Raw genomic sequence first — 25873 nt, forward strand, 5'->3', positions numbered from 1 at the left:
GCTTGAGGGAAAATTTAAAGGAAGCTGAAAATCATAAAAAAGAAGATGTATAAAAATATGATAATTGTAGAAAAATAAATTATGTAAAAAACTAAAAATGGTGTTGCATTTTATTTATTGAAGTGTTATACTAATTAAGCGGTGGTATTTTTGATAATCGCTGAAACAGATTTAAATGATTATCACATTCCTCTTTTTAGGAACATGTGGATCAGTTTTAAATCTTATTATTCGAAAAAGGAGGAATGTTGAGATGGCAGATAAAACAATAGTTTGCAAAGATTGCGGAAAAGAATTCGTATTTACTGAAGGTGAACAGGCTTTTTATAAAGAAAAAGGTTTTGAAAATGAACCACAAAGATGTCCTGATTGCAGAAGAGCAAAAAAACAGCAACACAACAACAATAGAGGATTTAGAAGATAATTTTATTGCACCGGCCCTATAAGATTAATTCTTATGGGGTTTTTGTGTGTTTTAAATTATAAATAGGAAAAATATATATTGCATGCTAATATATATTAGAAAGAAGGTTAAAAATTGGAAGAAAGAAAATTTAATGAATTGGGGCTTAATGAAGATATCCTAAAGGCAATTGATGACATGGGATTTGAAGAGCCATCAAAAATTCAGGTTGAAGTAGTGCCGGTTTTATTAGAGGGATATGATGTTATTGGGCAGGCACAGACAGGTACAGGAAAAACACTTGCATATGGGGCTCCTATTTTAAATAATATGGACAAAACAGGGGGCAAGATAAAAGGTATAATAGTAGCACCTACCAGGGAGTTGGCGATACAGGTAAATGATGAATTGAATCGTATTGCAAAATATACTAAAGTCAAATTGCTTCCTGTTTATGGTGGACAGCCAATCGAAAGACAGATTAAAGCCTTGAAAAGAGGAGTTGATATTGTCGTAGGGACTCCCGGCAGGATTTTAGACCTGTGCAGAAGGAAGATATTAGATTTAAGCGGTATAAAATATTTTGTACTTGATGAAGCAGATGAAATGCTTAATATGGGTTTCATTGAAGATATAGAGGAGATAATCAAGCTTTTAAGTGATGAAAGACAAACAATGTTGTTTTCGGCTACAATGCCTGAAAAAGTACAAAGGCTTGCAAAGAAATATATGAAACCGGACCTTAAACATATATTAATTGCAAAAAACACCATGACAGTTTCTACCGTTCATCAATATTATTATGAAATCAAGCAAAAAGATAGATTCGAATCATTATGCAGGATATTAGATGTTGATGAACCGTCAACAGCAATAATTTTTTGCAAAACAAAAAAAGGTGTTGATGAACTTGTGAATTCAATGCAGGCAAGGGGATATAATGTTGAAGGAATGCATGGCGATATGAGTCAGAACCAAAGATTAAACACCTTGAAAAAATTCAGGGAAGGAAATCTTGACTTCCTTGTCGCTACAGATGTCGCAGCAAGAGGACTTGATGTAGAAAATGTATCACATGTAATAAATTACGACCTTCCACAGGATGTTGAATCCTATGTTCACAGAATTGGAAGAACAGGAAGGGCTAATAAAGAAGGCAAAGCATACACCCTCGTTACCTCAAGGGAATATGTAACACTAAAACAGATAGAAAAAATTACTAAAAGCAAAATAAAAAGAAGAGAAGTTCCCTCTATTGATGAGGTATTTATGTCAAAATATCAGAATATGGTTTCAAGGGTAAAGGAGATATTAGAGGGTGAAGAGTTTAAAAAATTTATTCCTTTCGTAGAAGAACTTGATGAAGATTACAGCTTAGTGGATGTTGCGGCAGCATTGATGAATATGGTTTATAGTAAGGAAATATGCCGAGACTATATAGATGATGGAGAAGAGCCCAAAGTAGTAAGACTTTTTTTGAATGTCGGTCGTAAGGATAAACTTAATCCAAAAGAGCTTATTGAATTCTTTAATAATACAGCAGAAACAAGCAAAGAGGATATCGGTGATATAGATATACTTGACAAATTTTCCTTTGCAGATGTCAGCGGTGATGCAGCAAAACAAATATTGAAATACTGCCCGGGGAAGAGGCTTTGCGGTAGAAAAGTAAATGTCGAGATGTCAAATAGAAGATAAAGCTATTCATATATGGAATAGCTTTTTTATTTATGCTATCATTATATTTAAGGAAGTAAATGTTTAATTTATGAAGAGGTGGTAATCTTGAAAGAAATAAATGCGAAGAAAATTTCCGATGTTGTTGAGCTTTTGTCCATTGAAGCTAACTACAACCTCCCGGAGGATATTCTAAAAAAAATAAAAAGCAGCCTGAAAACCGAAGAAAGTCCGATAGGAAAAGAAATACTTGAGAACATTATTAAAAATGCGGAAATGGCTAAAGACCAAGGAGTTCCCATATGTCAGGATACAGGTTTGGCAGTTGTTTTTGTGGAAATCGGTCAGGATGTACATATTGTAAATGGGAGCATAGAAGATGCTATAAATGAAGGCGTTAGAAGGGGGTATTACAGAGGATTTCTGAGAAAATCCGTTGTAGGAGATCCTATTATGAGGAAAAATACCGGTGATAACACACCTGCAATCATACATTACTCAATAGCAGAAGGAGATAAGCTTTCGATAACTATTGCACCTAAAGGCGCCGGCAGTGAGAATATGAGTACGTTAAAGATGCTGAAGCCTTCTGATGGCATAGAAGGCATAAAGAGATTTGTGATTGAATCAGTAGAAGCGGCAGGACCTAATGCATGTCCTCCACTTATTGTAGGTGTTGGTATAGGAGGAAATTTTGAATATGCACCATTGCTTGCCAAAAAAGCCCTTTTAAGACCAGTGGGGCGGAAAAACGGTGATGAAGAAACATCAAAGCTTGAAGAAGAATTGCTTGATAAAATAAACAACCTTGGAATTGGACCGCAGGGGCTTGGCGGTACAACAACAGCCCTTTCGGTAAATATTGAGAAATACCCTACACATATTGCATGTCTTCCTGTTGCTGTAAATATAGGATGCCATGTTACACGGCACGCCAATGCCATATTATAAAAGGTCCCGAGAAGATAAAAAAATTTATGGAGATGATTTAATGGGTAAAATTATAAAAACACCTTTAACGGAGGATACCGTTAAAGATTTAAAAGCCGGTGAATCCCTCTATATAACAGGGAAAATATATACCGCAAGAGATGCCGCACACAAAAGAATGATAGATACGTTAAATAATGGAGGAAATTTGCCGATAGATATAAAAAACCAAATTATATATTACGTAGGTCCATGCCCTGCAAAACCCGGACATGTTGTGGGAAGCTGTGGTCCAACAACAAGCGGAAGAATGGATTTATATGCTCCTAAGCTTTTGGAACTGGGGCTGAAGGGCATGATAGGCAAGGGATATAGGAATAAAGATGTTATTGATGCAATTATTAAATATCATGGTGTATATTTTACAACAATAGGTGGAGTAGGCGCCCTTCTTGCAGGCAAGGTAAAAAAAGCAAGAATTATCGCATATGATGACCTTGGACCGGAAGCCATACATGAATTTGTAGTTGAAGATTTTCCGGTTATTGTTACAATAGATATGTATGGAAATAATCTTTATGAAAGCGAAAGGGAAAAGTATAGAAGAAATTTATAAATATAAAGTTAAGGTGATTATAGTGTTGTGTCTAAAGGAACTATGGCTTGAATGCCAGAACTGCAATAAATGTCCATTAAGCAAAACAAGAAAAAATGTTGTATTTGGAGGAGGCAATTTAAGGTCAAAAATAATGTTCATAGGAGAAGGACCCGGGAAAGAAGAGGATATTCAGGGACGCCCTTTCGTTGGCAAGGCGGGGCAGCTTTTAAATAAGATGCTTGAGGCAATCGGACTTAATAGAGAGGATGTATACATAGCCAATATAGTAAAATGCCGTCCTCCAAACAATAGACCTCCGCTTCAAAATGAGATTGAGGCGTGTATACCTTATCTGAGAAATCAGGTTGCAATTATACGACCGAAAATTATTGTCTGCCTTGGTGCAACAGCAGCAAAAGCTATAATTGACAAAGATTTTAAAATTACTGCTATGCGGGGGCAGTGGACAGAGAGAAAAGGCGTAAAAATTATTGCAACATACCATCCGGCAGCACTTCTCCGGGACCCTGAGAAGAAAAAACCTGCATGGGAGGATTTTAAAGAAATAAAAGCACAACTTGAAAAACTGGAAGATAAAAACGAGGGATGAAAATGATTGACATTGCTTGTGGAGTTGACCTTGGAGGTACAAAAATCAATACAGGAATTGTCAACAGCAAGGGTGAAATATTGTATAATATCAAAATCCCGACAGAAGCTCAAAAAGGACCTTATGAGGTTATAGAAAGAATAATAAAGAGCATCTATGAGGTTGTAGACAAGACCGGCGTAAAATTAAAGGATTTATCGGGAATAGGTGTTGGTTCACCGGGACCTCTTGATGCTGAAGCAGGCATTGTTTTATGCCCCCCAAATCTTACTGGCTGGGTTAATATACCGCTGACAGAAATACTTAAAAAAGAATTTGGCATAAAGATTAGAATAAATAATGATGCAAATGCGGCGGCACTTGCTGAACATTTATTTGGGAAAGGCAGAGGAATAAATAATTTTGTATATATTACGGTAAGTACAGGTATTGGCGGTGGCGTTATTATAAATGGGAAGCTTTATAACGGGGCTAATTCAAATGCGGCTGAAATTGGGCATCATACAATAAATTTTGACGGTCCCAGATGCGGATGCGGAAATTACGGCTGTTTTGAAGCATTTGCATCAGGAACAGCCCTTGCAGGATTTGCAAAAGATATGGTTGACTCTGGGAAAGATACAATTATAAAGGATATAGCAGGAAATAGAGCTATTAAAGCTGAATATGTCTTTGAAGCTGCGGAAAAGGGCGATAAGATAGCAATAGAACTTATAGAGAAAGAGGCATTTTATCTTGGGATAGGTATCGCAAATATAATGTCCTTCTATAATCCTGAGAGAATAGCAGTAGGCGGCGGGATATCATGCCATTGGAAGGTGCTATATGATAAAATAATGGCAACAGTAAATAAAAGAGCCCTCAAACCGAACAAAGAAATATGTGATGTTGTAAAGGCACAGCTTGGCGAAAATGTTGGATTACTGGGCGCTGCATTACTTGTGTTAAGAGAATCAAAAGGAATTTTATGATTTTTTATCTTGAGATTATCATATAAGGCAAATGTATGTATATTATGCAAAAATTATGGCAATAATTATATATAAAAATATATAATAGAAAGATGGTGCATAATATGGAAATTATACTTAAGAGAAAATGCTTTATATGCGATCAGGAATCGGATGAAGGAATAGAAGTGCTTGGAAAGTTTTTGTGTACTGATTGCCAGAGAACAATAGTCAATCTAACACCGGATAATGATGCATATGGCTTTTACAAGAAAAAAATGGCGGAAATATGGGAGGATTATAAAAAGAGCTTGAATATAAAGAAAAAATATAGATTTTTTAAAATTATTTTATACATGATATAATTAAATCAGCTTGCATTTTAAAAATAAAAAAAGGAGGAAACAAATTGAAAAAATTTCTATCTTTTTTGCTTGCAGTTATAATTTCCATCAGCTTAACAATTTACATACCGGTTAATGCATATGCAGATACAAACCAAACACAGCAGTCAGATGAAGAACTTTATAAGAACTTATCAGAAATTGGAGAGGTAATGCAGTATATTAAAGAAAATTACCCCGGGAATATTACCTATGACCAGATGAAGGATGCGGCATTAAAAGGCATATTATCATCCCTTGATAAATACAGTGAATATTTTAGCAGTTCTGATTTAAATGCGTTTCAACAGTCTGTATCAGGAGTTTTCAGCGGGGTTGGCATGGTTATGCAACAAAATCCTGATGGAAAATTTGTCGTAATATCAACGATAGAAGGGTCTCCTGCAGATAAAGCTGGCATAAAAAGCGGCTATATCATAAAGGCAGTAGACGGAAAAGATGTAAAAGGCATGGATATTAACGATGTTGTTGACCTTATTAAAGGCAAAACAGGCACAAAAGTAAAGATAGTTTTTGAGGTAGATGGCATTGATAAAGAATATGAATTTACAAGGGAAGTAATAAAGATAAATCCTGTATCCTATAAAATAATCAATGGAATCGGGTATATCAGGATAAACGAATTTAATAAAAACACCACGGAAAATGTTAAAAAGGCACTTAATTATATGGATTCCAATAATGTAAAGAAAATTGTTCTTGACCTAAGGAATAATCCCGGAGGAATGTTGGAGGAAGCGGTTAATGTTGCAAATTTTTTCGTTCCTGAAGGTGTAGTTGTTTCAGTTGCCACAAAAAACGGGGAAGATGAAAAATATTATTCAAATCTTAAAAAGACGAAATACAAATTAGCTGTTCTGATAAATGGAGGTACGGCATCTGCCGCAGAAATACTTGCCGGTGCAATCCAAGATACTAAAACAGGTATATTAATAGGTGAGAAATCCTATGGGAAAGGTACCGTTCAGGTAATAGTGCCGCTTTCTGACGGAGGCGGACTTAAGCTTACAGTAGCCAAATATAAACTTCCCTCCGGAAGGTATATAGATGGAGTGGGATTGATGCCTGATATAAAAGTAGTAAATCAGTCTGGCGATGACCAGCTTAATAAAGCACTTGAAATTCTAAAATAATGTAAAACAGGAGGTTCTCTTTTGAGGATTCTCTTTTTTATTGCATCTTTATATTGCATTTTATCCTTTTATAGTTTATCATATAAAATAAATATTTATCGTGAGGTGAGTTAATGAATAAGAAAATTCTAATGACACCGGGACCAACGATGGTGCCAGAAGAGGTTCTTGAGATAAATGGTCGTCAGCCGATGCATCACAGGACACAGGAGTTTTATGAATTGTTTTCCGGTCTTAATTTGAATCTTAAAAAAATATTCAAAACAAAGATGGAAGTAATGACATTGACAGCATCAGGTACCGGAGCTATGGAGGCATCTGTATCAAATCTTTTTTCTAAAGGAGATAAGGTGCTTTTTGCAACTATAGGGCATTTTGGAGAACGATTCTATGATATTGCAAAGATATACGGTCTTGATGCAGAATTATTGGATTTCGGCTGGGGAAATGCAGTAGACCTTAATGTACTTGAGGATAAACTAAAAGATGGAGATTATAAAGCGCTTTTTATCACACAGAATGAAACATCAACAGGCGTTACGAACGATATAAAGGCGGCTGCGGAAACCGCAGGCAAATATTCAATACCTGTTATTGTAGATGCGGTAAGTTCTCTTGGGGGAATACCCCTTGAAATGGACAAATGGGGAGTTGATGTTGTAATAACATGTTCCCAGAAGTGTTTTATGTCTCCGCCGGGTTTAAGTTTTATATCTTTAAGCGAAAGAGCATGGGGTATGGCAGAAAAATCAACCCTTCCCAAATACTATTTTGACCTTAAAAAAGCGAGAAAAGGTGTCATGAAAGAAAAACCCGATACACCCTATACGCCGGCAGTATCAACCATTATGGCTGCCAAACGTGCTACAGACCTGCTTTTAAGCCTCGGACTTGACAATGTATATAAAAGGCAGGAGGACTTCGGGAAGAAGGTAAGGGATTATATAAAAGATATAGGGCTTCAACTGCTTCCAGAGGAATGTATAGCATCAAATCTGATTAGCGCGATAAAGGTTCCTGAGGATATAAGCGCATCTGATATAATAAACCATATTTTAGAAAAACACAATATTCTCATAACAGGGGGGCAAGGGAAGCTTAAAGGGAAGATAATCAGAATAGGTCATATGGGTTATGTTACGGAAGAAATGCTTGAAAAGACCTTAAATGCATTAAAAGAGGCTGTTTCAGAACTAAAAAAATAGATTCAAAGGAGGTTAGCAATTTGAAGGTAATTGTAACAGAAAGAATATCAGAAAATGGTATAGAATATCTTAAAAAATATGTTGATGTAGATGTCAAGCTTGGTTTAGAAAGAAAAGAACTTCTTGATATTATCGATAATTATGATGCGATTATAGTAAGAAGTGTTACAAAGGTTGACAAGGAACTTATTGAAAAAGGTAAAAATTTAAAAGTAATCGGACGAGCAGGCAACGGTGTTGATAATATAGACCTTAATACCGCCACAAAAAAAGGCATAATTGTTGTAAATACCCCGGAAGGAAATATCATTGCTGCGGCAGAACACACAATAGGACTCATGCTGTCAATTGCAAGAAATATTCCACAGGCATATAATGGATGTAAAAACGGTGATTTTAAAAGAAATAGGTATAAAGGAGTAGAGTTAAACGGCAAAACCCTTGGAATAATTGGGCTTGGCAGGATTGGCTCACTTGTGGCAACAAGGCTTTCTTCTTTCAATATGAATGTAATAGCATATGACCCTTATATACCTGACAGCCGCTTTGAAAAATTCGGCGTACAAAAAGTAACCCTTGATGAGTTATTAGAGCAGTCTGACTTTATAACGATACACACACCAAAAACGGAAGAAACACTGGGCATGATTGGTGAAAAAGAATTAAAAAAAGTAAAAAAGGGCGTAAGGATTGTCAACTGTGCAAGGGGTGGCCTTATAAATGAAGAAGCATTATACAATGCTGTAAAAGAAGGCACTGTTGCAGCGGCCGCCCTTGATGTACTCTTAATAGAACCGGTTTATGATAAGGAAAACAAAGACTTCCATAATCCCCTTTTAGAACTTCCTAATGTAGTTGTTACGCCGCATCTTGGCGCATCCACCGTAGAAGCCCAGAACAATGTGGGCATTGAGGTTGCAAGGGAAGTTGTAACAGCATTAAGCGGTAAACTCTATGGCAATATAGTTAACCTTCCGGATGTTAAGGCAGACGAATTTAATATGCTTAAACCCTATATGAGGCTTTGCGAGGCGATGGGAACCCTTTATTATCAGGTAAATGAAACACCTATAAGTACCGTTGAGATAATATACAGAGGCAAAATTTCAAAACACAATACAGATATCGTATCATTATATGCACTTAAAGGGATACTTAAACCTGCTTTAAAAGAAGGTGTCAGCATAATAAACGCAAGGATTAGAGCCAAAGAAATGGGCATTGAGGTTATTGAAGGAAAGGTTGAAGAAATAAACCATTATTCAAGCCTTGTGATTATTAAGATAACCGATACAAAAGGCAGCATGTCGCAATTTGCAGGTACAACCTACGGAGATGAAATAAGGATTGTAGAATGCTTAGGTCATAAGGTTAACTTTGAGCCCACCGATTATATGTTATTTGTAAGGAATAAGGATGTTCCCGGTGTAATTGGGCATATAGGGAATGTTCTTTCGGAATTTGGGATAAATATTTCATCAATGCATGTAAGCCCAAATAAAAGTGACGGAACTGCACTTATGATTGTAAATACAGACAAGGAAATACCCCATAAGGCGGTAGACGCCCTCAACAATCTTAACAGCATACTAAGGGCGAGAGCAGTAAAAGCATCCTAAACGGATGCTTTTACTCTATTCCTAAATCTTATACGGGGTTTTGTTTTTCTTGTCGAAATAATAAAGTGTATCTATTCCATATGATTTGACATATTCATATGCCCTGTCAAAATCCTTTCCAACATCCTCAGGCGTATGTGCATCGGAATTTACAACAAGGGGGATATTGTATCTGCTTATCATCGCCATAATTTCTTTTGAAGGGTATATTTCGCCAACAGGTTTTCTCCATCCTGCTGTTGAAACCTCGAGGCAAATACCTGTTTTAGCGATTTCTTCAAGATTTTTCTCAATCTTTTCAAAAACAATCGGGCTTGGTCTATATCCGAATATCTTAACAAGGTCGATATGTCCGATAATATCAAAAAGCCCTGTTCTTGCCATTACCTCAATCATATTGAAGTATTCCAAGTAAACAGAGTCAACATCGCAGGATTCCCATACATCAAGATGATCGTCAAGGTCAATTCCCCAATCACCGATCCAGTGTATAGAACCTATGACATAATCCCAAGGATAAGGCTTTAAAAATTCCTCAAGCTCTTTTTCCCTTCCGGGTATATAGTCTGCTTCAATACCAAGTTTGACAGGTAGTCCTATTGACTTCGCTTCACATATCAGTGAGACATATTCATCAATTTTCTGTCCGCTGTACTCTTTGACCCATTTACCTCTGAAGCCCTTACTTCCAAATGCGGCATATCCTTCATTAAATCTGTATCCGTGTTCGGATATGCCTATTTCAGTCAAGCCTTTATTTAATGCTGTATCTATAAAATTTTTCAACCAATCTATCGTATATGGACCTCTTTCGATGTGAACATGATAATCTGCTGCCATCTATTCTCCTCCTTAAAAGTATGTAAGCGATATTTTGCTTTATGTTTTTTAATCTAAGACTTATAAAATGATTATAATATTTTAAGCGAAGTATTGCAACTTATGTTATAATCATTTTGCCTCTTTACAACCTTAAGCAAATGCTATATAATAAATCAGTATTTATTTTCATGGGGTGTTTTTATGTATCAATATTATGCAGAAAAATTAAAAAAAACGGCAAAAAATTAAAGGGATAGAAGTCTCTATTTTTAACAAATAGGGATTTTTTTATTAAGAAAAAAAATTGAGAGGTGAGAAGATGGCAAAATATATATTTGTAACAGGCGGTGTTGTATCATCACTGGGGAAGGGCATAACAGCAGCATCACTGGGGAGACTTTTAAAAAGCCGCGGAGTAAACTTAACCGTTTTAAAATGCGACCCATATATAAACATAGACCCTGGCACAATGAGTCCATACCAACATGGAGAGGTATTTGTTACGGAAGATGGTGCGGAAACCGATTTAGACCTTGGTCATTATGAAAGGTTTATAGATATAAATCTTTCAAAAAACAGCAATATAACAACAGGTAAGGTATACTGGTCAGTAATATCAAAAGAAAGAAAAGGAGATTATCTGGGTGCGACGGTTCAGGTAATACCCCACATTACAAATGAAATAAAGATAAGGATACGCAGGGCTGGAAAAGAAAAAAACATTGATGTCGTCATTGTAGAGATAGGAGGTACGGTTGGCGATATAGAGAGTCTTCCTTTTCTTGAAGCGATAAGACAGATAGGGATTGAAGAGGGAGATAAAAATGTTTTCTTTATACATGTTACACTTGTGCCACATCTTGGCAAAACAGGTGAACTTAAGACAAAGCCCACACAGCACAGTGTAAAAGAATTAAGGTCAATAGGTATTCAACCGGATATGATTGTATGCAGGGCAGAACTTCCTGTTTCGCAGGAATTAAGAGATAAGATAGGCATGTTCTGCAATGTAAATCCGGAAGCGGTTATAGAAAACCGCGATGTTGATTCGATATATGAAGTACCGCTTGAACTTGACAGGCAAAAAGTTGACGAATATGTACTTAATAAACTTGATTTACCGATAGGACAACCGGATTTAAAGGAATGGAAAGCATTTGTAGAAAAAGAAAAAAACCTTAAAAAGGAGGTGGAAATAGCCCTTGTTGGAAAATACGTAGACCTTCACGATGCATATATTAGCGTTGTTGAGTCCTTAAGACATGCAGGCATATTCCATGATGCCTTAGTCAAGATAAGGTGGGTAAACGCAGAGAATGTCAATGATGAAACAGTCAATGTTCTTTTAAAAGATGTAAAAGGAATATTGGTACCGGGCGGTTTTGGTGACAGAGGCATTGAAGGCAAAATAAGAGCAATTCAATATGCAAGAGAAAATAAAATCCCATATTTAGGATTATGCCTTGGTATGCAGTGCGCCGTGATAGAATTCGCAAGAAACGTAGCAGGATTAAAAGATGCCCATTCCATCGAATTTAACAGTGGAACAATGTACCCTGTTATTGACCTTATGCCTGAGCAAAAAGACATAGATGAAATGGGTGGAACAATGAGGCTGGGGGTATATCCCTGCAAGGTTAAAAAAGGTACAAAGGCATATGAGGCATATAAGGATGAACTGGTATACGAACGCCACAGGCATAGATATGAATTTAATAATGAATACAGAGAGCTGCTTACATCAAAGGGGTTGGCATTATCGGGTCTTTCACCTGATGAAAGATTAGTTGAAATAATAGAGATAAAAGACCACCCATTTTTTGTAGCGTCACAGTTTCATCCTGAATTCAAGTCAAGACCATTAAGACCACATCCGTTATTCAGGGATTTCATAGGCGCAGCATTAAAATAATGTTATCTTGGGACGGATTGTTGCATATTTTTACGATTAAACAGCAAGGGGTTCGATATTCGAACCTTTTTTTATTAATTGTACATAAACCTGCCCTATGGTATAATAAATATTTAGAAAATGTATTAAAAAGGTGAGGCTGTCATGCGGAATCTGCCAGTCAACACCTAACTATATTAGAAGGCGCTATAAAATGGAAACTATAAAAATCGAATCAAGTATATCGAAGGATGTTTTGGTTGCCGCAGGTATATCAGAGAAATCTGCTCTTGATGAAATAAGAAGATTGCTTTCATTATTTTTATTTAAAAATAAAATCTTGTCATTTGGAAAGGCATGTGAATTAAGCGGATTAAATAAAATTGAGTTTCTCGAGTTAATCGACAAAGCGAAAATTTCCTTAAACTATGATATTGAAGATTATGAAGAAGATCTTATAACTGTTAGAGGAATAGTAAAATGATTATAGTTTCTAAATAAATACAGAGAAGCTTTAATTCGGTATATACTTTTAAAATTGTAAAAGTGGGGAAAGTATTTGATGTTTACAATTATAAGTTGTAAAATATAATTGATCTAAGAGAAACAGTTATAATAGTATTAATGCCAATGTTATTTCAATTATTACTTACTTGTGCCGAAAGAACAAGAAGCAAAAAAACAAAAGGAGAATATTCCTCTTGTCATAGAAAAGGTCAACTTATACATATGCACAAGTTCCAATATTATCTTAAGGAGGTATTAGTATTGGCAAAAGCGAAAAAAAACTTAGAGTTAGGCATTGAAGGATTTGAGCAAGAAAGGGCAAAAAATTTCCATAAAAAATGGATCGGAATTATATTAGCCATTATTTTTCTGATGATGTTGAGTATTGTAATAGTATATTGGGTTGAACAGCAGGATATCAAAAACTGGAAAAAATACCAGAATAATTATGACGGTTTTAGTCTTTCCTACCCGAATGACTGGCAACAGCAGGTTATACCTGGGGTAGCCACCATTCTATCAAAAGACGGAAACATTAAACTGACTATTCTTGCTCAACCGTTGGGTAAGATTAGTGCGGAAGAATATATTCTCTATAGCAATCGTAGTCTCCAGAAGGGGTGGGGCGGAATCAAGCTGCAAACTCAAAAAAAGACCAACTTACATGGTTATGAAGTCTGGCAGTTCGATTGGACCCGACCATTGCTGGTTTCCAACGACTTAAATTATTACCGTGAATATGACTTGGTAGTCGGACAAAGAGTTTATACCTTTATGTTAAAGACTAACCAGATCCATTTTTTTGCTGCAACAAAAGATTTGAGTCGCATTATCTCAACCTTTAAACCTATGCTTGCTCAAGCTGCTCCCACCCTTCCGCCGGCACTGCCGGTCCAACGAGAGGTTAACATTGTCGGTCAGTACCATCGCCTGTATATCCCAGCGGACAAAACCTTGTGGGGGATTCTTAACCCTCACAAGTTTGGTCGGGTCTCGTATTTTGATAAGTTGTTGCCTCTTGAGAAACAGCTGAATTTTAAATTCCAGTTTTTGATTACCTATGTTGCCTTTGATACAAAATTTGATCAAGCGGAATTACAGAAAATATATCAGGACAACCGTATCTTAATGGTGGCTCTACAGCCTTGGCTGTCTGATAAAAGAAACGATACTTCTCTAATTGGTCTAATCCAGGGTAAATATGATACCTTTCTGCGAGAATGGGCACACCAGTTTAAAAGCTTAGGGGATCCGGTCTTTGTTCGTTTCGGCAATGAGATGAACGGTGACTGGTCGACATGGTCGGCGTGGTATACTGGTAAAGATACCGATATTTATAAAATGGCTTGGGAGCATGTTTATAATCTTTTTAAAACTGAAGGCGCAAATAATGTAATCTTTGTCTTTAATCCTTATGATCGTTCTTATCCTAATTTTAAGTGGAATAATTATCTCTTGTACTATCCTGGCGATAAGACCGTTGATTGGATTGGATTGACGGGTTATAATATTGGTACTACTGATATCGGCAACGACTGGCGGGATTTTGACACCATCTATGGTCCCCTATATCAGGAATATATGCATTATTTTCCGGACAAGCCCTTTATGATCACAGAGTTCGCCTGCAATGAGAAAGGTGGCGATAAGGCGGCATGGATTCGCCAATGTTTCCGGCATATGGCAACTCGTTATCCTAATATTAAAATTGCAGTATGGTTTAACAAGGTAGATGGCAAGTGGACATTGGATTCTTCACCTTTGAGCTTAGAAGCCTTTAAAGAAGGTCTGCAGGATCCTCACTACTATTTCCAGAGCATTTACCCTAAATAAGGGAAGGAGAGTACCTGTTACCCGGCAAAAAGCGATGGATTAGTGCCGCTGGTTTTCTCTTTTTTTACAAATTACGCCATTAAATAAAGCTTGAAATTATCCTATGATATAATTTTATTATCGGGTCTTTCACCTGATGAAAGATTAGTTGAAATAATAGAGATAAAAGACCACCCATTTTTTGTAGCGTCACAGTTTCATCTTTTTACGATTAAACAGCAAGGGGTTCGATATTCGAACCTTTTTTATTAATTGTACATAAACCTGCCCTATGGTATAATAATTAAAAAATGTATTAAAAAATAGATATCTTAAAAGGAATTGCCATAATTGCTGTTTTGTTGATACACACAACAAGCAATGCAGTTGTGACATTAAACAAAACATCAATTTCTTATTTAGTGTTGGTATCAATAAATAGGCTTACACAGTTCGCTGTACCTGCATTTATATTCGCATCTGCTATGCTTCTTATGTACAACTATGGCGATAGTCACGATTGGGGAATATTCTATAAAAACGTTTTAAAAATGTTTTATTCCCATACATATTGTGGACTTTTATTTATGGCGCATATTCAATTGTACGTTATCATATGCCGCTTAAATCAATATTAACGGTGAAAAATTTCTTGCTTGGCGGTATGTTTTACCATATGTATTTCATAATAATAATAGTCCAGTTATATCTTTTATTCCCTATAATACTTTATATTTATAGGCTGATAAATAAGAATTTTTATACGGTAGCGGTATCAATAGTACTTTTTCAGATTACAGACATACTTATATTTAAGCATTTTATATTCAAGCATTTCACTGATTCATCAGTGTTTTTTATAACATATGTTTCGTACATTATAGCCGGTATGTATATAGGTGAAAACATAAAGTCATGGATTAAAAAATATAAGCCTACAGCTATTATAGCATTAGTAATATCAATAATATTTGGTTATTTCTTTACAGAAATATCATTTAGCGCATTTGCAGGTAAAATTATCAATGGGAATTTATATAACCTGTATTGGTATACATATACATTAATGGCATCAATATTTTTAATGGCATTATCAACGCAAATATCCGGATATCATAGATTAAGCAAATTTATGATAAATACAGGTAAGCTGTCATTCGGCATATATTTAATACATCCATTGGTACTTGACATAGCTGTACATTTTTTAAAAACAGGCAGACCATTTCTGTTTGATATCTATACGGTGGGGACATTTATAACGGTTTTTATTCTTTCCTATTATACTACAAGTCTTATTAAAAAGATGCCTTTGGGCTCATATCTTGTAGGAAAATAAAACAAGTCTTATGATATAATGCTATTAAAAGGAATTTAACATTCTAAAAATAAAAAGGGGAGAAGGTGTATTCTTACCCGTTTTAGGAGTACTGGGAAGAATGCCACGAAATGGAATGAAAAGATTTATATCGATTATTGTATTAACTATGATGATTATAAGTTTGCAATCCTTAAAAACCTCATACAAGGATAATACAAAATATATTCATAAAGACAAAATCGTATTTGTGCCGCTTGATACAAGACCCGTATCCCTACAAAATGTTGAAATAATATCGAAAGCAGGAGGATATGAGCTTCTTGTGCCGCCTTTTGATTCACTTGACAATTATATAAAACCGGGTAATCAGGATAAGCTGTATGATTGGCTTCAAGGTGCGGTTGTGAGACCTGATGTATATGCTGTTGTCATATCTACAAATCAATTTATTTCTGGAGGGCTTATCGCATCTCGAAACTATAAAAATGTTACAGGATATAAAAAAGCTATAAATAAATTAAAAAATATAATAAATCTTTCAAAGGATAAAAAATGTATTCTTATATCAATCATGCCCCGCGTTTCAAATACCTTAGAGGAACAGGACACTGTATATGCTGCGAATTCGTTAAATATAGGGTATTTTAATGCGATAAAAACCGATATATTGTCAAATAACATGTCGGATATAGAAGGATTAAAATCACGTATGCCATCAAACCTATTTAATTATATGTATGTCATTGCGCAAGAAGCGGTTATAAATAATGAAATAGCATCAAGCTTAAAATCGAATGTAATCCTGACAATCGGCATTGATGATACAACAATGAAAAGCATGCTTAATTATGCATACGATGACCTTAAAAATGGCATAAAAAAATATAAAAATATCTATATGCTTCATGGTGCAGATGAAATCAGCATGATGACGATTGCCAAACTTGCAAACGAAAATCAACAGGCAAAGCCTTCCTTTGAAATAGCATACGAAAAGCAATGGGATGACAAGATGAATCTTCCATATGAAGGAGGAACATTGAAAGAAATAACAGAGGGAAAGATACATTATATAGGCGGAGATATAGAGAAAGATGCAAAAAATATAATTTATATCCATTCAAATAAAGACAGCGGTATCACTATTAACAGTATAATAAATACACGCAAAAAAAAGAATCAAAATCTTGGCATTGCCGATGTTGCTATAACTAACGGTGGGGACCCTCATCTTGTGGAAGAAATTTTAACAAATGACAATTTCAAAAAAATAGATGCATATTCGGGCTGGAATACCCCAAGCAATACGATTGGCACTGTCATATCGGAGCTTAGTATAAACTCAAATCTTGATACGTTAAAAGATAAAAAGATATATAATGAAAGAGATAAGGCATATCTTACATTTCTATTCATAAGATATTCCGACGACTACATATATCAAAGCATTGTAAGGAATGAAATGTACAAATGGGCTCAATCACAAGGGGAGGATAAGTATAATCTAAAAAATTCCAATGAAGCCGATAGTGTACTGCAGCAAAAAATGAATCCGTATTTTGACAGATTAATAGATATATTTAATAGAAATACCATATTAAGAATAAAAAAGGCAAAGGCTGTTTTTCCATGGAAGAGGATGTTTGAGATAAAGGTTGAGGCAGAATAACATTATCTGCCGTATTTATTTATTTGATTTATAATATCCCTGCCTGTAAAAGAATTATTTATTATAATCCTTTTAAGACTCATGACATCATCACCGCAGCGAACCACACCCTCCCTTTCCTGTGCAAAAGCCATCTCAAAGCCGGCTTTTCGAGCTATTTCGTTGGATATATGATTTCCCGCTCCAAAAGGATATGCAATGGCAATGGGGGCTTTACCTACATGCTTTTTAATAAGGGTTGATGACAATATGAAATCTCTTTTTAGTCTTTCCTTATATTGAGATTCTGTTTCAAGCCTGCCGTTTACAAGTATGGGACCGGAAACCATAGGTATCATGGTTTTGCCGTTTGACGCAAGGTTGTGGAGGTTATATGTATGACTGTGAAGCCTCCCCATCTAAACATTTTGTGTTATAGATGGGGCTTCCTACTGCATTAACAGTAGAACTGCCTGTCATAAATACAGTCTATGTCACGCAATAACCACATCGTAGTTATACAGCTTTAACAAGACTAATTAATGAAGACAGGGTCTGCTGGCTTCTCGCTACAATCTCAGGAACTTTTGCCTGATACTGCAACCTCTTCTTTTCAGAAAGAGGGTTTAGGATTTCACGTATATAGTATCTTGCACCTATGTTATAGGATGCATTTAAATCTGCATGATATTTCTTGCCTGTGGAAAATTCGCATAAATCCTTCTTGCCGTTTCTTATTACCTTTCCTGTTCCATCATATGCTAATGCTGATGAGTTCTTTGGGTTAACCCATGATAAACGTATCCCATAACTGTGTGCCATATCAGCAACCTTGTTCTGTATTTTTTGCTTTGCCCAATATTGAAGCTTTATCCTCATTTTTCGTGCATAATTGCCTTTTGATTTTAATTTTTTAAGGTGCTCAAATACTATAACATCAGCATTATAATCTACAGCAAATTTAATTATTTGATGGACAGTATCATTGATGATTTGTCTGCTTAGATTGTTTATCTTTTTCCACAGATTAGGTTTTCTGCCGATACCTGATATTCTTTGTGCTTTTGCTAATTTGTTGATCTCATGAAGCAAACGGTCTTTTTCTATAGGCTGGTTTATAAATAATCTTCCTATGACAGTTCCATCATGCTTCATTGCACTGCAAACAGCAGATTTGTTTAAACCTAAATCAACAGATATTATTGTTCTGCCTTTAAGCGGTGTCTTGGTGAATTTAGCGGTCTTTTTATACGTGAAATGAAGATAATATTTTCTTCCGCTTTTTACTAACATCGGATTCATTTCTTTGAAATTCGTCATATCCCTATGCTCAAGATTTTTTGTTTTGAATTCTATGTTGTGCCACACCCAGTCATTGTTTTTATACACCTTGATTTTCGCTTTATTATTTCCTGTACGCTCAAACATATTATCTTTATAAAATACCGGATATGAATATCTTTTTGTTCCTAATACAGGTGGTTTATCTTTTAATATCTTGCCTTTTGCTTCATATTCCGCTTTTTTGTTAAGATAAGTTTTTAAATTTGAATGATAGCTTTTTACTGCACCAAGGGCTTCAGCAGTTGCCGCTCTTCTTAAGTATGAAGGGAATTTATAAAATCTATCGTCAAAGTCATATTTTGCTTTATTTTTCTTTGTACCGTGTATTAATTTTTCCATATAGTTTAACTGATCTTCCACAGATGACAGTATTGATATGGTATCCCATTCGGCATTTATTATGATGATTATATATGATAATGCTTTATTGTATATAGATATAGTATCATTGAAAGATTTATCTGCTGTTTTAATTTTAAACTTAACTGTTTTAATGCATTCCATATCAACACCACCTTTACAAATTTTTTCTTCCTTTATTATAATTATATCATAAAAATTTATTAAAAACTACAGCAGTAATGATGCCTTACTCCACCTAAATTTCCATTATAGGTGGAGACTGCGGCTACTGTCTTTTAGTTCAATTTCTATTACTCCGCTGTCTGACATCTCCTTTGCCTGTTTCCAGTCAAAATGCGGCACATGCACACAGGCTGGCTGTTTCTTGTAATCATTCGGAACATAGCTTACAATGATATTGATTACGGCATTCATGTGGAGCTTTTTCAATATTGGATACGCATATACATAATTACTGAGGTAACCGTCATCAAAAGTTAGAAGCATAGGCTTTGGAGGAAGGCTTTTATTGTACAGCACAAAATTTTTCAGCTCCTACAATGTTATAGTATGATAACCCTTGGATTTAAGGTATTTCATCTGCATTTCAAATCTGCCGGGGTCAATGATCAGACCGCCAAGTTTTTTATCAAAGGCGCCTTCTTTTTGAAGATGGTGATATTCAAGAACAGGCACATAGGAGGGACTTTTGATATTGCTTTTGGTTTGAGGCACAGAAAAATTTCTATCAATATTATTGGTTTTATGGAAATAGAAACCGGCGGTAAATATAAGAACTATTATAATGAATACAAAAAATTTATTTTTCATGTTTTACACCCTTAATCATTTATTGATTCCAAATATGATTTTAACATATTTTATAAAAAATTCACAAGGCCATTAAATAAAGCTTGAAATTATCCGATATATAATTTATAATGAAAAATAGATAAATAAGGGAAATTGTCCAAAAAATTATGAATAACATAATTTTATCGGAATATAAATTTCATAGGACAAATAAATATATCAATGAATGTTAATATAGTGTTACAGTTTTATTACAAATTGGTAACATTTATTGACCTTGGTAAAAATACCTGCTATAATAGAAGAAAAGTTGATGTTAAAATAACCCTTTGCAAAAAGTGGGTAGGCTTTTTGTGGATGGTAATAACAGAATGAATTTTTGGGAGGCATTTAACTCCTGAAATTCAGATAGATCAGCAATGAGAATTGCTGGAAATACTCCGATATTTAAAGGAGGAATAGAGATATTCACAACCTTAGATTTGTAAGAGGGGGGATGTAAGCCCGGTTTCCAGAGAAAAACATATGCGTAAGCAATTAAATCAATACTGTAAAGTAAGTATGCATATGTTAAAGCATGTTGAAAGGAAAACGGGAACATAAAAAGCATAATCCGGCATGAACATAGGGCGAAAGCCCCGAATGCGATATTTGCATTCAATCTTACTTAAGGTTAAGAATTACCTTCAAGCAAAATAAATTTTCTTTATGAAAGGAGAAATTTGAATGAAATCAAGTAAAAAATGGCTTTCTATGCTTATGGTATTAGCTATGATGTTGGGTATGATAGGTGCTATGCCATCTGCAGCAATGGCAGCTACTACCTATTCGGCGATTACTGCAATACCAACATTTAATGCAAATAGCAGTGCAGCTCAAAATCAACAGCTTGCGACAATAAATGCACAGATTAGTCCTGTATTAAGTGGATCGTCTTCGGCTCTTGTTCAGGTTGTGGATTCGCAAGGATCGCTCCTTGACATCAATTCTTTAAGTGTGTCTGGAGATGTATATTCACAACAAGTAACACAAGTTGCTTTAAATGTATATAAAGTAAGTTTAACTTTAAATTTAACTTTAAATAATGGCGATAAAGCAAATGTTAATTTTGATGTAAAAGTAAATGCGCAAAATTGCGCAGCTGGAAATATAAAAGTGCAATTCTTCAATGCTTCTGGTCAGTTGATGAACGGTGATGTTGTTGCGGGTGTTGCAAATACTGCATCACAGGTTAATTTAACGGCTGTTGATCAACCGGCATTCGGTGATTCAGGTGCAAAAGCACATATTCGTATTAACGAAGCATTGCCTGGCAGTCTTAAAGTGGGTGATGACAGTGTAAAATTGACACTGCCCGTAGGTTTTACATGGGATGTTAGCAATTCATCTATTGCAAATTTAACTGGAGATGCAGTTCTTTCAGTAAATCCAATTACATTGGATTCAGGGCGTACTTTGCAAATAAAATGCAGTCAAGCTTCTTCTATTAGTACTTTAGCTGATTTATACGCGCCTATTAAAGTTGATATCTCCATGGCTAAAAAAGGTGATGTAGTTGCTGTACTTAGCGGTAAGAGCACAGTTTCGCCAGGCACTTTAAAAGTTGGTACGTATGGTGATTATACGGTTACTGTAAACAGCGTAGAATCTAAGACCATCGATGCAGGAAAAGTAGACCAAGGGATAGGGAAATTTGCGATTAACGAGGCATTGCCTGGGACATTAGTAAAAGATCGTACAATTGTTTTGACATTACCTGACGATGCAAGGTGGATAAAAGGTAATTATCCGCAGTTTGACAACAATCTTTCAAAAGATTTCGGCGGTTTTGCTATCGATAGTTTTACACCGGTAGAAAGTGATGTATACGGCATTAAGACGCTTATGGCAAAAGTTACTGTCCCTTCAAGCGGGAATAACGCGCCTCATTTGGTATTTAGCGGTGGTAAAATAACGGTTAAAGCCGGTTATACTGGAGATATTGCTTTAACCGTAAGCGGTTCGGCAGGCGCAAACGGTACAGCTACGGTTGCGACAGTAAAGTCAGTAACAGCAACTGCTTCTAGTAAACCAGCGGTAATTATAGGACTTAAGAGCCAGCCAGCCGGTTATGTAACACTCACAGAAGCAATGGCAGGACAGATTAAATCAACGGATAACAATAATCAAACAGGGTATATAAAACTTACATTGCCATCAGGTGTAAGTTTCGCTGACACTCCAAAATTTGAGGTTACAAACGGAGACCTTGTGCTTGATTCTATAGTAACTTATGATATTTCGGGTAATCCACAAATTAAAGTTAAAGGTTCAAGCACAGTAGCAAGTACGATAAAGATTTCAAATATTAAACTTACTGTAGATCGTACAGTACCTGAAGGTAATGTTTCTGTAGGAATTAAAGGAAACGCTTTAGTAGAAAATGGCGGTACAGGCAATTATTTCCCGAATAATACTACAGCTGCCAGAGCAACAATAGCTACAGTTGTAACACCTGCTCCTTCAGAGGAAAAAACAAATGTAGTATTTACAATCGGTTCTACAACTTATACATTAAATGGAACAACTCAGACAATGGACGTAGTACCGTATGTAGAAAATGACAGAACATACTTGCCAGTTAGGTATGTTGCTAAGGCTCTTGGTGTATCAGATGATAATATTCTCTATGATGATGCAACAGGAACAGTTACACTTATTAAAGGGGATAAGATAGTAAAAATGACTATAGGCAGCAATGACATGGTAATTAACGGTACACATGTACCAATGGATGTACCTGCAACATTAAAAAATGGCCGTACAATGTTGCCATTTAGGTGGATAGCACAAGTAGCATTCGGTGCCAAAGTCGATTATGATGCAAATGCTAACACAGTTACTATGAATTTGTATCCGCCAGTTGTCCAGACACAATAAAGCTTGATAATGAAAAATAATGAAAAAAAGAATCCGGTGTTTATGACCGGGTTCTTTTTTTGAATCCACTTTAAAAAAAGGGTTTTGGGATTCTGATTTTGTCATAAAGATGTAGTGTAAATTAACTTTTTTTCGTCTGTGTCCATAAATAATCCCATCTGTACAATCGGATCAGGACGATGTTCTTTAGAAACTCCTTTTTTACGCAAGTCATCCTGTTCATCTATTTCAAAATAATAATTTGTGACATCATAGTAAACAAGATCTGTGTTGCGATTATACTGAGATTTAATGTGTTCATGCAGCCAAAGCTGAAGAGCATCACTGTGTTTGTTAAACAGAGTAAGGCATCTGTATATATCATCCAAAGAAAAATTAAATTTTCCAAAGAATATATTCTTGTTTTCATAACTTTTTTTCTTAGAAGCAGGATAAAGCAGGCATGAAAATACAAGCAGTTTTATGATGGCATTTGCATCATATTTTTCTTTTGAATAACGTTGTCTGTTTCTTAAGAATGTATCTATATCAAGTTTATGCAACTTTAAAATTTGCTGCAAAAGTGGGGGAGGACTCTTTTATTTATTCTTTTTTTATGTTAGAATGTTTTTGGTATATTTTTCAGAATAGGAGAGAATTGTTTGTATAGGAAGGTTATTATTTATCTAATTGTTATGTTAATAGTTTTTAGTTTGATTGTATGTAGTTATATTGGAAAAAGAGATATTCTTTCAGGGAATAGGTATGACATCATTGTAGTAGGTGGAGAACCTGAGGGCATTGCTTCTTCTATATCTGCGGCAAAAAATGGCGCTAAAGTGCTCTTAATTGAAAAAAGAGATGGTTTAGGCGGACTTTTTACTTACGGAATGCTGAACTCTCTTGATATGAGTTATAGGCCTGATGGAACTTTGCTTACTCAGGGAACTTTTAAGGAGTTTTTTGAGGGAATAGGGTCCAAGTATTCTTTTGATGTAGAAAAGGCAAAAAAATTGTTTATGGAGATGATTAAAAAATATCCAAATATAAAACTTTCTTTAAAGGCAGACTTTGCAAAGCCTATTATGAAAGGCAATAAGATAATTGGAATTGTCGCAGTTAAAAATGGTAAAGAGGTAAAATATTACGGTAAAAGAATAATTGATGCTACACAGAATGCTGATGTTGCTGCATCTTCAGGTGTACCTTATACGGTTGGCGCGGAGGATATAGGTTTAAAGAATGAATGTCAGGCCGCTACATTAATTTTTAACTTAAAGGATCTTAACTGGTATAATCTTAAAAATATAATATGTGAAGAGAAAAAAATACAGGATACATATATAAATGACACTTCTGCATGGGGCTTTTTGAGTATAGCAAAACTTACAAGCCACATGATTCTATATTGAGATTAAGAGGATTAAATCTGGGAAGGCAGGAAGATGAAACAGTTCTTGTAAATGGACTTATAATCTTTGGAATAAATGGTCTTGATAAAGAATCTGTTGAAAAAGGAAAGCGAAGGGCAGAAAAGGAACTTCCATTTATAATAGATTTTTTCAGGAAAAACATTCCCGGTTTTGAAAAAGTGGAGTTGGCAGGAGTTGCTCCAGAGCTTTATATAAGAGAGACAAGACATATTAAGGGACTTTATACTCTTGACATAAACGATGTGGCTTTTAATAGGGATTTTGAAGATAGAATTGCTATAGGTTCCTATCCTGTAGATATTCAACCTACTTCTCCTGATAATTATGGATATGTTTATGGCGCTCCTATTGAATATTCTATACCTTTTAGGTGCATTGTACCACAGGAAGTTAGAAATCTCTTGGTTGTAGGTAGGTCTGCTTCATACAGCCATCTTGCGGCAGGTTCTGCAAGGACAATTCCGATAGGAATCGCAGAAGGTGATGCGGCAGGCGTTGCGGCAGCATATTCTATAAAACACAATATGTCTTTTGAAGAAATTGCAAGGAGTATAAAGGATATAAAGAAGATACAGGAAATATTAGTAAAACAAGGAGCATATTTAAGACCATTTAAAATACATAACAAATTAGAAGAAAATTGGTCAATAGAAGGTCTTAAATTTGTGCTAAAGTGGGGTCTTTTTCCCTCAGATTTTGATCCTGGATATGACAATAATTACAGGTTTAAAGAGCCTATAAATTGCTACGTCTATAATTACATGTTATACAATATGATTTTAAGAGTAATTCCTTCAAAAAAAGAAAATATATTAAGAGTAAAGGAGCTTTATGAAGAAAAATTATTGGATAAAAAGACTCCAATAAATAACTTAGATGCTATAAGGATGCTTTTATCCTATGCAGGAGAGAATGTAGACACAGAGAAAAAAGCACAAGACCTTTTAAATATTGCTTTTAAAAAAGGCATTATCTCGGAAAAAATTTATAATCGGCTTAAAAATACTGATATAATTACATGGGCAGATGCATATGATATTGTATACTCGTTATTTTTATATTTAAGCAGTCATTAGATTTTTAAATAAATTGATTTGGGAGATGAAGAAATGAGGGATAAAATTTTACTTATTATTCCAGCTTTAAATGAAGAAAAGACGATATATAATCTAATAAATGTGATAAAGCGTTCGGTAGATGCTGATATCTTGGTTATTAATGACGGATCAAACGATAATACAGAAATCGAGGCTAAAAAGGGAGGCGCGGTCGTTATAAATCTTCCTTTTAATGTTGGTATAGGCGGTGCCATGCAAACGGGGTATAAATATGCTTATATAAATGATTATGATATAGCTATACAGATTGATGGGGACGGTCAGCATGATCCTTCGTATATATACAGCCTAAGAGTCCACTCGAAAATAACTTATCTGCCGGTTAAGAATTTTTATCATCGCATAAATTATCAGAATAATCTCTATTCAAAGAAATATATATGATTTTGTTATTG

General features: G+C 35.2%; 24 protein-coding genes and 2 pseudogenes. 20 read left to right on the plus strand and 6 right to left on the minus strand.

What is annotated here, in order from left to right:
• The first annotated feature begins 253 nt into the window (after nt 1-253).
• The 10 genes from AC0LWJ_RS10590 (at nt 254) to serA (ending at nt 9529) form a co-directional block, all read left to right on the plus strand.
• Complete coding sequence (locus tag AC0LWJ_RS10590; protein WP_284679761.1) at nt 254-424, plus strand: zinc-ribbon domain-containing protein; 171 nt, start codon at nt 254-256, stop codon at nt 422-424.
• A 114-nt stretch (nt 425-538) separates the two neighbouring features.
• Complete coding sequence (locus AC0LWJ_RS10595) at nt 539-2101, plus strand: DEAD/DEAH box helicase (protein ID WP_474239847.1); 1563 nt, start codon at nt 539-541, stop codon at nt 2099-2101.
• Between the two features lie 87 nt (nt 2102-2188).
• Nucleotides 2189-3031: a fumarate hydratase gene (locus AC0LWJ_RS10600; RefSeq protein WP_474239849.1), complete on the plus strand. Its 843-nt coding sequence runs from the start codon at nt 2189-2191 to the stop codon at nt 3029-3031.
• A gap of 40 nt (nt 3032-3071) precedes the next feature.
• Nucleotides 3072-3626, plus strand: a complete 555-nt coding sequence (locus AC0LWJ_RS10605) for a Fe-S-containing hydro-lyase (protein ID WP_474239851.1) — start codon at nt 3072-3074, stop codon at nt 3624-3626.
• A 16-nt stretch (nt 3627-3642) separates the two neighbouring features.
• Nucleotides 3643-4218, plus strand: coding sequence for a uracil-DNA glycosylase (locus AC0LWJ_RS10610; protein WP_474239872.1), 576 nt, complete (start codon nt 3643-3645; stop codon nt 4216-4218).
• 2 nt (nt 4219-4220) lie between these two features.
• Nucleotides 4221-5189: an ROK family protein gene (locus AC0LWJ_RS10615; RefSeq protein WP_474239853.1), complete on the plus strand. Its 969-nt coding sequence runs from the start codon at nt 4221-4223 to the stop codon at nt 5187-5189.
• A gap of 104 nt (nt 5190-5293) precedes the next feature.
• On the plus strand, nt 5294-5533 hold the full coding sequence (locus AC0LWJ_RS10620; protein ID WP_474239854.1) for a sigma factor G inhibitor Gin: 240 nt from the start codon (nt 5294-5296) through the stop codon (nt 5531-5533).
• 44 nt (nt 5534-5577) lie between these two features.
• Nucleotides 5578-6705 (plus strand): S41 family peptidase, encoded by a 1128-nt coding sequence (locus AC0LWJ_RS10625; RefSeq protein WP_474239856.1) that lies wholly within the window; start codon nt 5578-5580, stop codon nt 6703-6705.
• 113 nt (nt 6706-6818) lie between these two features.
• Nucleotides 6819-7910, plus strand: a complete 1092-nt coding sequence (locus AC0LWJ_RS10630) for a pyridoxal-phosphate-dependent aminotransferase family protein (RefSeq protein ID WP_474239858.1) — start codon at nt 6819-6821, stop codon at nt 7908-7910.
• A 20-nt stretch (nt 7911-7930) separates the two neighbouring features.
• A complete protein-coding gene (gene serA / locus AC0LWJ_RS10635) occupies nt 7931-9529 on the plus strand; it encodes a phosphoglycerate dehydrogenase (protein WP_474239860.1) in 1599 nt (532 codons plus the stop codon).
• A 21-nt stretch (nt 9530-9550) separates the two neighbouring features.
• Here serA and AC0LWJ_RS10640 read toward each other — a convergent pair whose 3' ends face one another.
• The gene (locus AC0LWJ_RS10640; RefSeq protein WP_474239862.1) at nt 9551-10369 is read right to left on the minus strand and encodes a histidinol-phosphatase; all 819 of its coding nucleotides are present in this window, start codon (nt 10367-10369) and stop codon (nt 9551-9553) included.
• Between the two features lie 301 nt (nt 10370-10670).
• Between AC0LWJ_RS10640 and pyrG the strand changes: the two genes are divergently transcribed.
• The 5 genes and pseudogenes from pyrG (at nt 10671) to AC0LWJ_RS10665 (ending at nt 17551) form a co-directional block, all read left to right on the plus strand.
• Nucleotides 10671-12263, plus strand: coding sequence for a CTP synthase (pyrG, locus tag AC0LWJ_RS10645; RefSeq protein ID WP_474239863.1), 1593 nt, complete (start codon nt 10671-10673; stop codon nt 12261-12263).
• Between the two features lie 193 nt (nt 12264-12456).
• Nucleotides 12457-12726, plus strand: coding sequence for a UPF0175 family protein (locus tag AC0LWJ_RS10650; protein WP_474239865.1), 270 nt, complete (start codon nt 12457-12459; stop codon nt 12724-12726).
• A 284-nt stretch (nt 12727-13010) separates the two neighbouring features.
• On the plus strand, nt 13011-14582 hold the full coding sequence (locus AC0LWJ_RS10655) for a glycosyl hydrolase (RefSeq protein ID WP_474239867.1): 1572 nt from the start codon (nt 13011-13013) through the stop codon (nt 14580-14582).
• 341 nt (nt 14583-14923) lie between these two features.
• Nucleotides 14924-15900: pseudogene (locus AC0LWJ_RS10660) on the plus strand (acyltransferase).
• 100 nt (nt 15901-16000) lie between these two features.
• Nucleotides 16001-17551 carry a DUF4127 family protein gene (locus AC0LWJ_RS10665; RefSeq protein WP_474239869.1) on the plus strand — a complete coding sequence of 517 codons (1551 nt, stop codon included), beginning with the start codon at nt 16001-16003 and terminating at the stop codon, nt 17549-17551.
• A 2-nt stretch (nt 17552-17553) separates the two neighbouring features.
• On the opposite strand, the gene AC0LWJ_RS10670 is transcribed toward AC0LWJ_RS10665, so the two are convergent.
• From AC0LWJ_RS10670 to AC0LWJ_RS10685, 4 genes are all read right to left on the minus strand, one after another.
• Nucleotides 17554-17949, minus strand: coding sequence for a polysaccharide deacetylase family protein (locus AC0LWJ_RS10670; protein WP_474239870.1), 396 nt, complete (start codon nt 17947-17949; stop codon nt 17554-17556).
• A gap of 97 nt (nt 17950-18046) precedes the next feature.
• Nucleotides 18047-19378 (minus strand): RNA-guided endonuclease TnpB family protein, encoded by a 1332-nt coding sequence (locus tag AC0LWJ_RS10675; protein WP_503031427.1) that lies wholly within the window; start codon nt 19376-19378, stop codon nt 18047-18049.
• A gap of 105 nt (nt 19379-19483) precedes the next feature.
• Complete coding sequence (locus tag AC0LWJ_RS10680) at nt 19484-19723, minus strand: polysaccharide deacetylase family protein (RefSeq protein ID WP_503031497.1); 240 nt, start codon at nt 19721-19723, stop codon at nt 19484-19486.
• Nucleotides 19724-19771: 48 nt separating this feature from the next.
• Complete coding sequence (locus tag AC0LWJ_RS10685; RefSeq protein ID WP_474240127.1) at nt 19772-20047, minus strand: hypothetical protein; 276 nt, start codon at nt 20045-20047, stop codon at nt 19772-19774.
• Nucleotides 20048-20251: 204 nt separating this feature from the next.
• Here AC0LWJ_RS10685 and AC0LWJ_RS10690 point away from each other — a divergent pair, with 204 nt between their 5' ends.
• Nucleotides 20252-20404 carry a hypothetical protein gene (locus tag AC0LWJ_RS10690; protein WP_474240125.1) on the plus strand — a complete coding sequence of 51 codons (153 nt, stop codon included), beginning with the start codon at nt 20252-20254 and terminating at the stop codon, nt 20402-20404.
• 351 nt (nt 20405-20755) lie between these two features.
• Entirely contained in the window at nt 20756-22948 is a 2193-nt protein-coding gene (locus tag AC0LWJ_RS10695; RefSeq protein ID WP_474240123.1) for a copper amine oxidase N-terminal domain-containing protein, read from the plus strand.
• A gap of 116 nt (nt 22949-23064) precedes the next feature.
• On the opposite strand, the pseudogene AC0LWJ_RS10700 reads toward AC0LWJ_RS10695, so the two are convergent.
• Nucleotides 23065-23487: pseudogene (locus tag AC0LWJ_RS10700) on the minus strand (IS1634 family transposase); the annotation flags it as partial.
• Nucleotides 23488-23589: 102 nt separating this feature from the next.
• Here AC0LWJ_RS10700 and AC0LWJ_RS10705 point away from each other — a divergent pair.
• The 3 genes from AC0LWJ_RS10705 to AC0LWJ_RS10715 are packed head-to-tail and all read left to right on the plus strand — an operon-like array spanning nt 23590 to nt 25862.
• Nucleotides 23590-24339 carry an FAD-dependent oxidoreductase gene (locus AC0LWJ_RS10705; protein ID WP_474240121.1) on the plus strand — a complete coding sequence of 250 codons (750 nt, stop codon included), beginning with the start codon at nt 23590-23592 and terminating at the stop codon, nt 24337-24339.
• Nucleotides 24288-25436: an FAD-dependent oxidoreductase gene (locus AC0LWJ_RS10710; RefSeq protein ID WP_474240120.1), complete on the plus strand. Its 1149-nt coding sequence runs from the start codon at nt 24288-24290 to the stop codon at nt 25434-25436. Before AC0LWJ_RS10705 ends, AC0LWJ_RS10710 begins: the two co-directional genes overlap by 52 nt.
• Nucleotides 25437-25469: 33 nt before the next feature.
• Complete coding sequence (locus AC0LWJ_RS10715) at nt 25470-25862, plus strand: glycosyltransferase family 2 protein (RefSeq protein WP_503031443.1); 393 nt, start codon at nt 25470-25472, stop codon at nt 25860-25862.
• Nucleotides 25863-25873: the final 11 nt, after the last annotated feature.

The sequence above is a fragment of the Aceticella sp. 75b-Ac genome, assembly GCF_056032965.2.